Origin of the sequence: Sporosarcina sp. NCCP-2716, from assembly GCF_023707985.1 — a bacterium.
Lineage (GTDB): Bacteria > Bacillota > Bacilli > Bacillales_A > Planococcaceae > Sporosarcina.
The window spans coordinates 90,568-104,637 of record NZ_BRCF01000009.1 but is presented as its reverse complement, the minus strand read 5'-3'; the positions used below and the strand labels follow the sequence as shown (position 1 = coordinate 104,637).

Below are 14,070 nucleotides of genomic sequence, written 5' to 3'. Positions count from 1 at the left end.
ATGTTTAAACATTCACGATTGTTTGGCGCACAGGCACCTTTTTTTCCAAAGATTCATCTATCTCATTTTGGACACCCGTGATACGATGGATTGTAAGTTTACTTGCATCGGAGGAGTTTGTTATTTTACGGCTGAATCGTCTGCGCACTCGGTTATCCCTGATTTTTGCGATTTTTTCTTTCCTGGCGATCGTATCGCTCAGTCTGCTGATCGGTCAGCGGTCGATCCACCAAGTCGAAGCTGAAATCGGCGGCTCACTCGGGGAAACAGCTTACCTGATGGCGGACAAGTTGGATCACTTCATGTGGTCCCGATATGGCGAAAGCCGACTGCTGGCCAATCTGAATGAACTGCAGCATCCTGAGGAGCCTGAACGGATCAGCACGCTCGTCAACCAGCTCCATGACACATTCCCGTCGTTCTCCTGGATCGGCTACACCGATCCGGCTGGCACGGTCCTCGCTTCCACGGATGACATCCTGAAAGGTGCCGATATCTCGGAGCGGCCGGTCTATAAGGAAGCCCTCAAAGAGCCGTTCATCGGAGATATGCATGATGCCGTTCTGCTAGCGGACCTGCTGCCGAATCCGACCGGCGAAGCGATGAAGTTCGTCGATATCAGTACGCCTGTCAAGGATCCCGACGGCAGTCTCATCGGCGTCCTGGCGACCCACCTCAGCTGGGATTGGCTGAAAGAAGTGAGAGATTCCATGGCGGCCACTCTCGGAAGCCGGAAAGACGTTGAGTTTTTCATCATCAGTCCTAAGGAAGGTGACGTCATCCTCGGTCCGTCTCCCATGCTCGGCCGGAAGCTGAAAACGGACAGTATCGAACGGGCAATGGACGGAAAAAAGGGGTGGGTCCTCGAAACGTGGGCGGACGGAAATGAATACTTGACCGGATACGTCCAATCAGCCGGGTATAAGGACTACCCAGGACTCGGATGGACGATCCTCGTGCGGCAGCCGGTGGCGGAAGCCTACGCACCGGCGCGTGATCTCATGCGCTACTTCGTCATTGCCGGAACGCTCCTCGTCCTGCTCGCAGCGCTCGCCGGCCGTCTTCTTGCCGGCTGGATCGACAAGCCGCTGCAGAGCATCACCAACGTTGCAGACCGTCTGCGTGCCGGGGAAGCAGCCGATATCCCGCAGTACAAAGGGATATCGGAAATCGAAATCCTGTCCGATTCCCTGCGCAAACTCGTCACAGATCTGACATCGACCGAGTCAGCTCTCATCACTGCGGAAAACAGGGCCATGCATGACAAGCTGACGCACCTGCCGAACCGGTACGCCCTCGACGCCTATTTTGAAGCGCAGGAACGGGAAGCTGAATCACTGGCTCTTCTGTATTTCGACCTGGACGGATTCAAAGCCGTCAACGACACGTACGGCCACCCGACAGGCGATCAGCTGCTGCAGAAAGTGGCGGAACGTGTGAGCTCCATCGCCGGGCCGGAAGACATTGCTGCCCGTATCGGCGGGGACGAATTCGTCGTCGTGCTGCGCAACAGGCAGCATCCGGAATCGGCTGGAAAGCAGGCAGGAGAAGATGTCATCCGACTGCTGAACGAACCAGTCCTGCTCGATGCCGCAACTGTCCATGTGGGCTGCAGCGCCGGTCTCGCCATCTGGACGCCTGGCACCACCATCAGCAGCGTGATCCGCGCAGCGGACGAACGACTTTACAAAGCTAAACGAGCCGGCAAAAATCGCCTCGAAACGTAATTTTCCGGTGCCTGTGCAGCAAACAATCATGAATGTTTAAACATTCACGATTGTTTGGCGCAAAGGCACCTTTTTTTATCTAGATGAATCCTTGACTCTCACGTAACGTGACGGCTTACACTGGAATCAGAAAGGAGGGAGTGCCGTGCACATCAAACAGGCAGCTGAACTCGCGGGAGTCAGCGTCCGCACGCTGCATCATTACGATGAAATCGGCCTGCTGCAGCCGGACGGCATCTCGGAAGCGGGCTACCGGATCTATTCGGACGCCAGCCTGCGCACCCTGCAGACGATCCTGTATTACCGGGAGCTCGGTTTTCCCCTGAAACAGATCAAGGAAATCCTCGGCAACCCGTCATTCGACCGGCTGCAGGCGCTCGAAGAACAGCGGGGTCAGCTGCTGCGGAAACAGCAGCAGCTCAAGGTGATGCTCCAGACCATCGATCAGTCTATTCAAGAGGAGAAAGGAGAACGAACAATGACACACGAAGAACGGTTCAGCGGCTTCGACTTCAGCCACAACCCTTATGAAGAGGAAGCGAAACAGAAATGGGGGAAAGACGCAGTGGAACAGGCAAATACTGCCTTGGGCCAGTTCGGCAGTTACAAGCAGGAGCGCATGAACGAGATCTACCGGGCGCTCGCGGACGTGCGGAATATGGCGCCGGATTCCCCGGAAGCCCAAACAGCGATCGGCGACTGGTACCGGTTTTTGAACACTATCGGAACCTACACGCCCCAAGCATTCGCAGGGCTCGGAGAACTCTACATCGCCGATGACCGATTCACCAGCAGCATCGACCAATTCGGCGAAGGTCTGGCCGTCTTCATGCAACAGGCAATGGCGGTCTGGGCCGAACGGCATCGTGAATAAACGGTACCCGGAATAAACGGTACCTGTGCAGCGAACAAACGCGATTGTTTAAACAATCGCGTTTGTTTGACGTTCTTAGATTAATTCAGATGAAGACGTTCCTACTGCCCGTTGATTTTCGGAAATGCTCGTTTCGGTCACTAAGAGAGGCCCTTATTGCCCGCGGGAGGCAGCGGACTCCTTGATCGGTCAATAGGGAGCTGTTCTAGTGCCTCGGCACGGATAATAGGACTCCGCGTAGTCACTAAGAGAGCCGTCTAGTGCCCGAAGTCTCCTAAACACATCTTGCCCGGTCACTAAGAGACACTTTTCCAACCCGCAGGCATCGATATACTGACTGGGACTGCCGATGAAATCTACAGTAAACTGGATAACGAAAAGAATTTATTCAAAAACCGTTACCAAATCCAGCAATCCGTGTCTAAGTAGATAGAAGAGAAAAGAGGTGACAGGATGCCTGCAGAGCAATGGTTCAACGACTATGCCGGCGCGGTGTACAGCTACATCCTCATGCAAGTGCGCAACCGGCACACCGCGGAAGAACTGACACAGGAAACATTTATGAAAGTCGTCGAAAAGGTCCATCAATTCGAGGGGAAAGCAGCTGCCAAGACGTGGATCTTCCGCATCGCCTATACGACCACGATGAACCACTATCGCAAAAAACATCCCCTGACGCATTACCTGGACAGGGAACTTCCCCTGCTCGGCACCCAGCCGTCCTCTGAAGAGACCGCCATCCTGAGCGAACAGGAGGCGGAATTCTACGAAGCGCTGCGACGGCTGCGAAAAAGCCACCAGCAGGTGATTATGCTGCGGCACATCCAGGGATTCTCCACGAAAGACACCGCTGCCATCCTCGGCAGCTCGGAAGGCAAAGTGAAGATGAGTTTGAAACGCGCACTTGACGCATTCAAAAGCGAACTGGAGAAAGGAGGAATGTCCCGTGACACACTTCACAGACGATGAACTGACCCGGCAACTCGAAGCGCTCCGCAAGCCGTTCGAACCGGCACCCGCCGAGAAACGCGCCATGCACCATGCGATTTTTGTGCGAAAGCAGCCGGCAGCCAAAAGGCGCAGCATCCATTGGAAACCTGCACTGATTTCATTCCTCTTACTCATTTCCATCGTCACGACCCTCACCGTGCTGGCCGGAAAACCCGGTGCGCCGAATGCCGGATGGTTCGCCAAAGACGTCACCGGCTCGTGGGCAGGGATCATCATGGAGCAGACGAGTGATCACGAAGTGGCAGGATACTATATTTATTTTGATGAATCGACCATGCATGTTGAAAATACGAATGTAGGCGCATCGTTCATGGGTAACGTCAATATCACTCAGGCGGAAGTGGAGAAAATGGCAGAAGACTACCAGACGAAACTCGCCAAAATGACCATGCAGGCAGGCGACTACCCGAACTACACCGTCAAAAAGAAAAAGGACCAGTACACCATCACGGCACCCGGCGAAAACGGCTTCTCCTACACACTGACGAAAACGGCCCCCCGCCAATTCGTAGGGGAAGACGGCATCCGCTACAGCGTGAACAACTACACAGATTGATGCACGGCAACCTGAACTCTCAGCTTCCAAGAGAGTTCATTTTAATTTGCAAGAAAAGATAGATTTCAACTGGATGAATGATATGATAGAAGCAAGAAAAGGGAGATCATGGCAGACGCCGGTGTCTGAACAAAAGCCTTAAATGTTAAGAGAATAGTCGATGAAAGTTAGAAAGGTAGGAATTCATATGCAGATTACACCGACAGCCGATCAGCTGCAACTATGGATGAAGCAGCTGGTGCCTGACAAGGACCTATTCTTTCTGAAAGAAGAGAACGTCAGAACCTTCTATAAGGAGCTGAAAGAGGCCCTCATTGTGCCGAAGGACGAATTTTTCGCACATTCTTCATACACAAGGCTTGAATATTTGAACAGCTATATGTACTGGACTGTTTCAAAAGAAGCAGCCTGCGTTATCATTGCACCGCCGGAGTGGATTGGAAGCAGAACCCGGGGCACGCGGCAAGCACTGCTGGAATTGCAGGCGGAGCTCTCGACAGGGCTGCTCCTCCCTGCAGCGATCCTCCCTTCCGTGAAATGTATTCCGGCAGACGCCATTATCAAAGCAGTAGGTACGGCGAGCCGTTATTTCACAGAACACTTCAACAGGGACACAGACGAGTTTGCTGTGATCCGTGCCGCCATGTGGCACTCGTTGGATGAAGCAGGAAAGGAAGCGATCATCCGTGCATATGCGCAAATGATCGACGGCTGGGAAACAGAAGTGATACCTGAAACAGCCCCGGCGCACATCAGGAAATATGCCAATCGATTCCCGGACGATCCGGGGAGCAACTGTCTATCCGCTGCGCTGTTCGCCATCACGGAACAGGAGTGGATGCTGCGTGAATGGGTGCATCCCCAGACCTTTCTGAATGGATTGATGTCCAATGGCTATTCTGCCGTAAACGAGGAGCCCCTTCCCGGGGATGTGTTGACATGGTCCGATCGCACGAGCACCGTTCAGCATGCGACATACTATCTGGAGAGGGATCTATGCTTCAATAAAAGCGGCCAAACCTTCTTTGAACCATGGAAGATAGCGAAACTTGAAGATATACAAAGGTACTGGGGCAGATGTACTTTGCGGGTCTACAGGAAGTGTAATGAGGCAGATCTTGAAACGGTCGGGGCAACCTTCAGCTCTATACAAGCCTGAAGCATCCGGTTCCAGATGCCTGCGAGGAGTGGGAATGAATGAAACCAACAAGCATCCTACTTGCTGGAATTGTCCTTGTTCTAGGCATCTTTAGTCTGATCAGCCGAAACCCGCTTGCATTTACCTATATGGAGGTTGCAGTGAGCATCCTGTTTCTCTGTCTCGGAATCCTCCAGTTCCGGGAGCGCCGGAAAACTATAGGCACCTTGTTGGTCGCAGCTGGTGGATTCGACCTCTTCGCCAGTTTGTACCCCTATTTATAAAGGAGGCATAACAGATATGAAAAAATATTATACATACCACATACTGATCATGGCGGCTTTCGGCATTGTCCTCGTCTCAAGTCTGATCCAGCAGAAATTCCTGCCAGTGGCTGTCGCCGCCATCTGCGGGCTGGTCCTTATCTTCTGGAATTACCAAAAGAACCACCCAGCAAAGCAGAACACCAGCCTGTAAACCGAAAAAACGGTACCTGTGCAGTAAACATTCACGTTTGTTTAAACATTCATGAATGTTTGGCGCGCAGGCACCTGGAAGGACGGCAGTGACGTAAGAAAACAATTCACGATGGGAGGCTGTTCATTGAAAAAGTCAGCCCGTTTGTTTCTCCTGTCGGTTGTCCTGCTGCTGATGGCGTGCCAGGCAAAAGATCTTGAGGCCATTTCGCGGCAGGAAGTGATCGCCGCTTTGGAAGCTCAAGGATTGTCCCCGAAAGAACAGATGGAAAAGTGGGGCAAAAACGTGTTTGGGATGAAACTGAACAAGGTTCGCCCTGCTGGCTACGATCTTGAAGGGAACGACTTGTACGTCTATATCTATCCATCGCAAGCGGCGCGGGAACAGGGACTGGATGACTGGCGTGAAAAGACGGCAAGCATGGACATCGGTGGTGCTTTTCAAGTGTACGAAGCGGAAAATGTTCTGCTGTTCTGTGTCAGTGAAATGGAAGACTTGGGCGGAGAAACGGATGAAAAGATACAGGTAGCTATGGATGGATTGATGGATAAATAGAATCTTTCTGTTCGATTTTATTTCCGTAGAAATCAAATGATTCCGCGACGGATTGCAAGGTCGCTTCAATTTTGACCGGAGAAACCAGGAGGAGGCTTTTATGGGAGCTTGGGGAACAGCGGTATTATCAGACGATCTTGCTGGAGATATCAGCTTTCGATATAAGGATCTTTTAGGGGAAGAGTATTCAGGCGAGGAAGCGAGCAGGCTCGTCATCAACGAGTTTCTTGGTGAAGTGGATAGCGAAGAAGTGACGGTCTTTTGGCTGTCGTTCGCTCTTATCCAATGGAAAGCGGGGAGACTCCAAGAACAGGTGAAGAACAAAGCGATTGAGATCATTGACAGCGGCGCGGATCTCGAACGCTGGGAAGAGGAGCCTAAGCTTCTGAAAAAACGCACAACGGTTCTTCAGAAGCTCAAAGAACAATTGAGCTCACCGCAACCACAAGCAAAAAAAGTACCGAAGCGATTTGTAGCGGACACACACTTGAAAGCAGGGGACGCAGTTAGCTATGAATTACTATCTGGAAATTTCATTATCCTGAAAGTTGTTAAGATCATCGAAGAGTGGACGGGCGATCGGTATCCGCTTTTCGAAATATGCGATTGGATCGGAAAAGAAATTCCTTCAAAAACGCAGATCGATGATTTGAAAATGAAGAATTGGACATGGGATAACGGAGTGCAAGAAGTGAAAAGAGTTGCTGTGGTTCCTGCCGGTAAAAGAGATAACCCGAAAAAACGAATAAAAGTGGAAGAGGAAGGCGTCGAACTATCAGAGGTCCAGCAAAAATCTTACACCTTATGTACTTGGAAGGATCTTGATGAGAACTTGAAAGAATTCTATCATTTTGAGTGATTATAGAGAGCGCATTGTATAATTTCCAACACTAAGCGCCGGTCAACTCCAATTGGAATTGTCGTCGAATGAAGATGATGAGTAAGAAGAGAGGACTGAACCTCATTTTGACAAAAAGGAAGCTCTATTGGCTATTATTGATCCCCAGTGTGTTGCTATTTACAGCAGTGCTGATATATCTGCCTGAAGGGAAGAAGAATTACTCGACTATTATCCCCCTGATTTATTGGGTAGTATATTATATTTTAGTTAAATCGCTAGGTCTGGAAAATGCAGATGAACATAGCCAGTAAGTGAACGAGGTGAGATCGTTTGAAAAAGACAATTGCATTGTTCATCATCCTTTCCGCCTTGCTGCTCGGTTCGTGCGGAAATAGTTCGACTGCCTCGTCCATAATGGTGACCGAGAAAGGGCAGTCGGATAACAAGTATTGGATCAAGGTGTATAATTCGAACATTCCTGATGATAAGGAAGAGTTCACGATATTCATAAAGGAAGAAATGGTTTGGAACTTGGTTGAGGAAGATAGAGATTACTTTGCTATGTATTCAACTGATGAAGGTAAGCCACATGTGTTACAAAATATTCAGCAATAGGAGTCCTTATTTCCGACGATGTTCGTATATTTACCAAGGCGTGAGGGAGTCAGGACGGGAGAGAAACGGGGGAGGGAACACATGGGAGCCGGACGACAGAAAAAGCGGGTCAGACAACGAATGATGTTAGGAATACTAGGTTTGACTATTATTTATTACTCACTGCACGCGTCGCCAACTATAGCCGTGAGGACGTGTGTGTTTTACTTAGGACATCCGGTAGCTGCAATCACTTCCGGCATTCATGAAGAAACCAATGCTTCTTATGTTACCCTGACAGATCCACCGATTGAAAAGGCGACTGGAGGCGACTTGGATAGATACGAGGTGAAACGATACGGAGTGATCTACATTGCTAGGTTTGCAGGTGGACTTCAATGACGAAGCATTCAGCAGACAGTTTCATATTTGAAAAGGAAGGGACTTACTAACTTGAAAAATGACAAAGGACAATTCCGTGCCGGCTGGCTGATTGCACTGGCATTCGTGTCGATGCTGGTCGCCCAGCAGATTTTCTCCCTGCCCGGTGCGCTGCTTTTATTTCTTTATGAACTGCCGGCACTGACCAGTTCTACGGAGATGGACATTCTACAGATTTACGACGGCCATCCGTGGCTCTATGTGATCACACAGGGAGGGGCGGTTGTCGGCAGCATTCTCGTCACGTATATTCTTTGGCGGTTTGTGAACAAGGGCTCGCTCCGCAGCCTCGGATTCCGCTGGTCGTTCGCAGATTTCGCATACGGTCTGTTCCTTGGCGCAGCATCGATCACCGTCATTTTCCTGCTGCTGCTGGCAACGGGAAATATCGCGATGGTCAACTCGTTCGGGGCACCGGAATTCAGCGCCTATACGATCGCTTTCCTGCTGATGTACATCCTGGTCGGTATTTCGGAGGAGATGTTTTTCCGCGGATATGTCATGTCGACGATGCAGAGCCGGGGGAATCCGAAGTGGGCAATCTATCTCGTGTCTGCGGTGGTCTTCAGCCTGGCGCACGGCCTCAACCCGAATGTCAGTTGGCTCGGCCTGTTGAACATCGTATTCGTCGGCGTGCTGTTTGCGTATATGTTCCTCGAGACGGACAGTTTGTGGCTGCCGATCGGCTACCATATGACGTGGAACTATTTCCAGGGAAACGTGTTCGGCTTCGCTGTCAGCGGCACAACTCCGAACGGAATTTATAATGTCTCGATCGAGAGCGGCAATGCCTGGCTGACAGGCGGGGCGTTTGGGCTCGAAGGCGGTTTGGCAGCGACAGTGCTGATCCTCGCGGGGTTCGCCGCGACGTGGGTGTATGTCCGGAAAATGAAAAAGAGCGCATGTCCTGTTGTGCAGCCCTAAGTAGGGGGGCACCTACACTCTGCTGAGCGCTTGTTAGAATGGAATGGCTGCACTTCATCGGCAGAGATAACCAGAGCACGGCCGTCCAGCTGTGCATCCAGGAGGGGTAGTGGAGTTTATGAGAAACCGAAGCGGGCTGATTACAGTGGCCGTCGCAATCGTCCTGGTCCTTGGAGGGGTATGGATCGTGGCATCGGATGCTTACGGGGAACCGGAGGAGGCTTTGGCTGCGTATGACCCATCCCTCCTGCTGATCCCTGCCTATCAGCTGGATGACCGGGCTCTGTACTTTTTCATCAACGATCGAAACGGTTTTGGTGCTACCTATGTCCGGAAAGGCCTGTTCGGCTGGAAAAACGAATTCCTTTCGTGGAGTTCACTGGACCAGAAGAGGAAGTATGATGGTTTCGGCAGTGTGCAGGGGCATGGCGGTACGCTCGTCTATGGATTGACGCGCCATGGCGAAGAGTGGCGATTTGAAGTGGACGGCGAAGACGCAGAAATTTTGAATTTGGAAACACTGCCGGCAGAGCAGGTGCAGACCTACCGCTTGGAGGGCTTGTCTGTCTGGTATGCGGAAACCGAAGAGCAGTTGGACGATCCTGAAATCATTTATTATGAAAAGGAGACCGGAGAGGAACTTGAGCCCGAGTGAGTTTGAACGGAATAGCGGGGATCGCTGAACGGAAGACGCACAAGAGGCCGTCCTTCAAGAAAACGGCGGCGAAGGAGGAAGAGAATGGCAACGAGCATGCAGATTTTGAGCCGATTTGGCTTTGACGTAGCGACTGAACAAGAAAGCATCTACCCGTTTTCACCTGTCTATAAAGTACAGAATTTCATAGTGAAACGAACTCAGTTTCCGATCGAGAACGCAGAAAGACTGATGAACTACACAACGTACTTAGAAAAGCACAAGATTCCAATCGTAACACCCGTCAACCTGACGAGCGACAACCCCGTACAGATAGAGGATGACTGCTATGTCTGTTATCCCTTTATAGAAGGCACCGCATACAAGGGAACAAACCAGGAGATCGTTCAGGCTGGAGAGCTGCTTGGCCGTATTCACCAACTCTCAACGCCAGACAACGAATTTCAACTCGATGACTATAATGTCTTCGACTTTTATGCACATGAAGTTGGCGAGCATATGGAAAAGATTCAAACGTTGGCAGACCGTTACAACGTAAGGATAGATGTCGACGGTTTAACCAAGCTCCTGCATAGGGCGGTACTTCGCCAAGAGCACTTGAAAACGAGTGATCTGAAATGGGTGGATACGCCGTACGATTACAAAGCGAATAATTTGGTGTATCAGGATAAACCCGTTGTCATCGACCCTGATCATGCAACGTGGATTCCTCGCACTTTTGACTTGGCGCTGGCTCTTCTCCTATTCCATAATGAGCATGCCACAGCCCCCCATCGAGTGTTCACACCGGAGGAATGGCGGCTTTTCTTACAAGGATATGGTGCCCGCCAAACGCTGACGGAAACAGAAATCAGCACATGGGAGGAAGCGGTCCTTCATGTATTTTTGGACGAAGTGATGTGGCTCATGGCGGAGACAGAAGAAGATTGGCGCAGGCCGGAACAACGCGACCTCTTTGTAAGCGTGGTACAGCTGCTCCCCAATCTGTCTGCCTATCCGTTGAAACATGAAAACCTTAAAACACCTTAGCAGTGGGTACATGGAGGGGTCAGATGGAAATTCAATCAGAGACAATCGATCACATACTCGCACAGTTCGGGCTGACAGGGCATGTGTCCAAGGTCCATAAGTTCATAGATTACTACGATGAAGTAAGCAAAGAAGTCAAAATCATCGCAAAGGTCGAGTTCGCTGATCGAGCGCCATTGATTATGAAAATCCTTCGAGAATCTGAACATCCCATGTCGGTCGTCGAGTCGCAAAGTGCGTTTTCCGAGTATATAAGAAGCCAAGGCATCCGGACGGCACGAAGGTATGCGAGTGACGGACACTACTGCCTGCCATTCAAATTAACTGATCTGGACGTATGGATAACTGTTGAAGAGGATCTCGGAGAGGAAATCCAAGCGATCGATTTTCGTCTTGCCAGCCAGATCGGCCAGTTACTCGGTAAGATCCATGCGGTCTCGGAGAAAGGCAGCTGTCTGATTGGAAGGGATACGATTTTCAATTTCCTCGGCTACAACGAAGTCAGTGGTTACGATGTGTTCTGTGAGCTGGGCGAAACCGGTAACCTGAATCCAGACCTGTTCCAACGCATACAAGCTCTGTACAAAGAAAAACTCGACTGCGTGAAAAGGCAGTGGAAAGAGCTGCCGCGGTTTGCGACACAAGGAGATATGTCCATTAACAATCTGACTTGTAATGGTGGGGACCTAGGAATCTTTGACTTCAACATTGCGGGTGATGCCACGCTCGTCGCAGACATGGTTCTTCAAGGACTGTTGACAGCGAATGAAATGCCCTTGGCGGAGGGCACGGGAGATGACGACAGGCCGGAATTGTTCATGCAGTTCGTTCAAGGATATTGTTCGGAAAGAGAGCTGTCGAAAAAAGAAAAACAGGTAGTAGGTGAGATCCAAGCCCTGTCCGCTGCCTTCTGGTTCACAACCATCCGATACAACGACGATTCACTGGAACAGCTAGTCGAACGACACGAACAAGAGAGCGTTACCGCACGCTTGAAAGAAATATATAATGCGCTGCGGCAGACTAACTTGGGCATATTCAACTCATCGGGCAGCTGTTTACTATAGCAGTCAAGGCATACGTGAAAATGCATCTGAATTACCGGTATCATTTCTTAATGGAGGAAGGCATATGAAGATAACAACAGAACGCTTACGAATACGAAGGTTTATAGGGGATGACTGGCTAAGCGTCTAAAGGGGTGATAGTTTTTGTGAAAATAGCTATAACAGTCATAATCATGTTAATAGGCGTTCTAATGATCTCACTAACGATTACTAGTTTTGGAGAACAAGGGAATCTGTATATGCACATCATTGGCAGAGTATTACTTCTCGGCGGCATAGTGTATGGTTTGTTTTTTAGCTTTAAGAATGCAAAAAAAGAGTAATTCAATGTGAATTGACCTAGTCAACTGACACGTTGCAGTACGTCGTTATGCAGTCACAGAAGGGGAAATAGTGAAAAGGATCAGGTGAAGTGAAATGAACACAGAACTCACGCGGTATAAGGTCAAAGAAGGAAATCAGAGAAGGTGGATGAATGGCTGACCTTTCTGAATGACCATATGGAGGATGTGCTGGTCACGCTGGAAGGGGAAAAAATGTACGTAGAAACCATTTTCAGAGAAACTCTCGACAACACGGAATACTTATATTGGTATTCGGTGCAGGGAGACAATGGTCAAGATGTCGAGGAGTCCGAGCATTGGCTGGATAAAAAGCATCTGGAGTACTGGAATGAATGCATCGACCCGACTTTCAGACCTGTCGACCTTTCTCCGGAAGTGCTCATGATTCCGAAGAAAATCCAAGAAGCGATGGAAGCATAATTAGCGTAAGGACCATTCGCTGCCCCCAGCAGACGTTTCTTTTTTCCAAGAAAGACAGAAGATCTTTAAACACTACAAGGACGGAGTGATACTAATGGCAGAAATCGAAGACTTCATGAAACTGGACATCCGGGTGGGTACAATATTGCGGGCAGTGCCGTTCCCGGAAGCACGCAAGCCGGCCATTAAACTGGAAATCGATTTCGGGGAACTGGGCGTCAAGCAGTCGTCCGCCCAGATTACGAAGAGGTATGAACCGGAACAGCTCGCAGGCACACAAGTGGTCGCTGTCGTGAATTTCCCGCCGAGACGCATTGCGGGCTTCAAATCCGAAGTGCTGGTGATCGGCGGAGTGCCGGGGGAGGAAGACGTCGTGCTCCTGCGGCCGGACCAGCCAGTTGAAAACGGCACCCCTGTTGCTTGAAAAAGCCCACAAGTTAAGTTTCGGCGTGCCTATGCGCCCAGCATCCAAGAAATTGAAAACCAATACGATTGTCTGGCGAGCCGGCACGTTAAGCCAAGTACGTGTGGACCTTGGCAAGGCAATCTTCCACAATGTCATCCCATTGTTGAATTTGAGGATGTGCCGGTTCATACTGTGCTAACAGTTTTAAATTGCGCGCTCGCCAATCAAGAGACTTGATTTGGTCTGTTAAAATAACTCCTGTGACAGGGGTTCCGTCCGTGCCAAAAGAAATGCCCTCTGCAGGCAATTCAACTTCATACGGATAACCTTTTCGCTGATTGGTAATTGGGCATACGACGACAAACCCGGTTAGTTCGTTGAATGCCTTTGGCGACAACACAATGCCGGTTCTTCTCCCCGCTTGCTCGTGCCCGGCTTGGGGATTGAAGCTGATGACAATGAAGTCGCCTCTTCCGGGTACATATACAACCATTACAACAGTTCACGTCCTTCACGGCCGAAATCGAGTTCTTCGTGGCGATTCTCCGCGGTTATCTGCGACAATAATTCATCTAAGGAGTATTTCTTTTTCGGTTTCTTAGTTTTTAACGTAATGGTGTTCCCGTCTCCGAGAACTTCCAATTCAAGTTCGGAGCCCGGTTCGATTCCGATGCGCGCGGCAGCCTCTTTCGGAATCCGGATCCCTAAACTGTTCCCCCACTTTTGGGCAGTGATCGTAGACATGAAATTACCTCCTTTGCACGGGTTAGGATTGGTGGGTGCTGTCTTGTTATCATCCATTATATCATCTCCGATCCATGATGTATATACTAAGTATATACGTCGAAAGCGATTTTGATACAAGGTATGGAGAAAAAAAACGGATAGAAACGTACCTGTGCGTCAAACATTCATGAATGTTTAAACAAACACGATTGTTTGGCACACAGGCACCTGAACTGTCATTCCAGAGACCTCGCAATCTTCCAAATAAAATGAAACAAAAAGCAT

17 protein-coding genes and 1 pseudogene are annotated in these 14,070 nt (G+C 50.0%); 16 read left to right on the top strand and 2 right to left on the bottom strand.

What is annotated here, in order from left to right; genetic code table 11:
• The first annotated feature begins 77 nt into the window (after positions 1–77).
• The 16 genes and pseudogenes from NFU03_RS13330 to csaA all read left to right on the top strand — a co-directional run bounded on the left by NFU03_RS13330 (position 78) and on the right by csaA (position 13,077).
• Positions 78–1,727: a sensor domain-containing diguanylate cyclase gene (locus NFU03_RS13330; protein ID WP_251639420.1), complete on the top strand. Its 1,650-nt coding sequence runs from the start codon at positions 78–80 to the stop codon at positions 1,725–1,727.
• Positions 1,728–1,872: 145 nt separating this feature from the next.
• On the top strand, positions 1,873–2,601 hold the full coding sequence (locus NFU03_RS13325; RefSeq protein ID WP_251639418.1) for a MerR family transcriptional regulator: 729 nt from the start codon (positions 1,873–1,875) through the stop codon (positions 2,599–2,601).
• Between the two features lie 453 nt (positions 2,602–3,054).
• Positions 3,055–3,570: an RNA polymerase sigma factor gene (locus NFU03_RS13320; RefSeq protein WP_251639416.1), complete on the top strand. Its 516-nt coding sequence runs from the start codon at positions 3,055–3,057 to the stop codon at positions 3,568–3,570.
• Positions 3,548–4,168, top strand: coding sequence for a hypothetical protein (locus NFU03_RS13315; RefSeq protein WP_251639415.1), 621 nt, complete (start codon positions 3,548–3,550; stop codon positions 4,166–4,168). Before NFU03_RS13320 ends, NFU03_RS13315 begins: the two co-directional genes overlap by 23 nt.
• A 187-nt stretch (positions 4,169–4,355) precedes the next feature.
• Positions 4,356–5,327 carry a hypothetical protein gene (locus NFU03_RS13310; RefSeq protein WP_251639414.1) on the top strand — a complete coding sequence of 324 codons (972 nt, stop codon included), beginning with the start codon at positions 4,356–4,358 and terminating at the stop codon, positions 5,325–5,327.
• A gap of 38 nt (positions 5,328–5,365) precedes the next feature.
• Positions 5,366–5,590: a hypothetical protein gene (locus NFU03_RS13305; protein ID WP_251639413.1), complete on the top strand. Its 225-nt coding sequence runs from the start codon at positions 5,366–5,368 to the stop codon at positions 5,588–5,590.
• 16 nt (positions 5,591–5,606) lie between these two features.
• A complete protein-coding gene (locus tag NFU03_RS13300; RefSeq protein ID WP_251639412.1) occupies positions 5,607–5,783 on the top strand; it encodes a hypothetical protein in 177 nt (58 codons plus the stop codon).
• 126 nt (positions 5,784–5,909) lie between these two features.
• The gene (locus tag NFU03_RS13295) at positions 5,910–6,338 is read left to right on the top strand and encodes a hypothetical protein (RefSeq protein WP_251639411.1); all 429 of its coding nucleotides are present in this window, start codon (positions 5,910–5,912) and stop codon (positions 6,336–6,338) included.
• 100 nt (positions 6,339–6,438) lie between these two features.
• Complete coding sequence (locus tag NFU03_RS13290) at positions 6,439–7,197, top strand: hypothetical protein (protein ID WP_251639409.1); 759 nt, start codon at positions 6,439–6,441, stop codon at positions 7,195–7,197.
• Between the two features lie 312 nt (positions 7,198–7,509).
• Entirely contained in the window at positions 7,510–7,794 is a 285-nt protein-coding gene (locus NFU03_RS13285; RefSeq protein WP_251639407.1) for a hypothetical protein, read from the top strand.
• Positions 7,795–8,226: 432 nt separating this feature from the next.
• Positions 8,227–9,138 (top strand): CPBP family intramembrane glutamic endopeptidase, encoded by a 912-nt coding sequence (locus NFU03_RS13280; RefSeq protein ID WP_251639405.1) that lies wholly within the window; start codon positions 8,227–8,229, stop codon positions 9,136–9,138.
• A 118-nt stretch (positions 9,139–9,256) separates the two neighbouring features.
• A complete protein-coding gene (locus NFU03_RS13275; RefSeq protein WP_251639402.1) occupies positions 9,257–9,793 on the top strand; it encodes an aspartyl-tRNA synthetase in 537 nt (178 codons plus the stop codon).
• Between the two features lie 84 nt (positions 9,794–9,877).
• The gene (locus tag NFU03_RS13270; RefSeq protein ID WP_251639400.1) at positions 9,878–10,822 is read left to right on the top strand and encodes a phosphotransferase; all 945 of its coding nucleotides are present in this window, start codon (positions 9,878–9,880) and stop codon (positions 10,820–10,822) included.
• 23 nt (positions 10,823–10,845) lie between these two features.
• A complete protein-coding gene (locus NFU03_RS13265) occupies positions 10,846–11,889 on the top strand; it encodes a phosphotransferase (protein ID WP_251639398.1) in 1,044 nt (347 codons plus the stop codon).
• Positions 11,890–12,306: 417 nt separating this feature from the next.
• Positions 12,307–12,653: pseudogene (locus NFU03_RS13260) on the top strand (DUF6176 family protein).
• A 94-nt stretch (positions 12,654–12,747) separates the two neighbouring features.
• Complete coding sequence (csaA, locus tag NFU03_RS13255) at positions 12,748–13,077, top strand: chaperone CsaA (RefSeq protein ID WP_251639396.1); 330 nt, start codon at positions 12,748–12,750, stop codon at positions 13,075–13,077.
• An 88-nt stretch (positions 13,078–13,165) separates the two neighbouring features.
• Here csaA and NFU03_RS13250 read toward each other — a convergent pair whose 3' ends face one another.
• Positions 13,166–13,552 (bottom strand): type II toxin-antitoxin system PemK/MazF family toxin, encoded by a 387-nt coding sequence (locus NFU03_RS13250; RefSeq protein WP_251639394.1) that lies wholly within the window; start codon positions 13,550–13,552, stop codon positions 13,166–13,168.
• A complete protein-coding gene (locus NFU03_RS13245) occupies positions 13,552–13,803 on the bottom strand; it encodes an AbrB/MazE/SpoVT family DNA-binding domain-containing protein (protein ID WP_251639392.1) in 252 nt (83 codons plus the stop codon). Before NFU03_RS13245 ends, NFU03_RS13250 begins: the two co-directional genes overlap by 1 nt.
• Positions 13,804–14,070 lie beyond the last annotated feature (267 nt).

Coding starts and splice junctions, on each gene's coding strand:
- NFU03_RS13270 (WP_251639400.1), top strand. CDS start 9,878: ATGGCAACGAGCATGCAGATTTTGAGCCGATTTGGCTTTGACGTAGCG.
- NFU03_RS13250 (WP_251639394.1), bottom strand. CDS start 13,552: ATGGTTGTATATGTACCCGGAAGAGGCGACTTCATTGTCATCAGCTTC.
- NFU03_RS13305 (WP_251639413.1), top strand. CDS start 5,366: ATGAAACCAACAAGCATCCTACTTGCTGGAATTGTCCTTGTTCTAGGC.
- NFU03_RS13290 (WP_251639409.1), top strand. CDS start 6,439: ATGGGAGCTTGGGGAACAGCGGTATTATCAGACGATCTTGCTGGAGAT.
- NFU03_RS13265 (WP_251639398.1), top strand. CDS start 10,846: ATGGAAATTCAATCAGAGACAATCGATCACATACTCGCACAGTTCGGG.
- csaA (WP_251639396.1), top strand. CDS start 12,748: ATGGCAGAAATCGAAGACTTCATGAAACTGGACATCCGGGTGGGTACA.
- NFU03_RS13245 (WP_251639392.1), bottom strand. CDS start 13,803: ATGTCTACGATCACTGCCCAAAAGTGGGGGAACAGTTTAGGGATCCGG.
- NFU03_RS13275 (WP_251639402.1), top strand. CDS start 9,257: ATGAGAAACCGAAGCGGGCTGATTACAGTGGCCGTCGCAATCGTCCTG.
- NFU03_RS13310 (WP_251639414.1), top strand. CDS start 4,356: ATGCAGATTACACCGACAGCCGATCAGCTGCAACTATGGATGAAGCAG.
- NFU03_RS13320 (WP_251639416.1), top strand. CDS start 3,055: ATGCCTGCAGAGCAATGGTTCAACGACTATGCCGGCGCGGTGTACAGC.
- NFU03_RS13300 (WP_251639412.1), top strand. CDS start 5,607: ATGAAAAAATATTATACATACCACATACTGATCATGGCGGCTTTCGGC.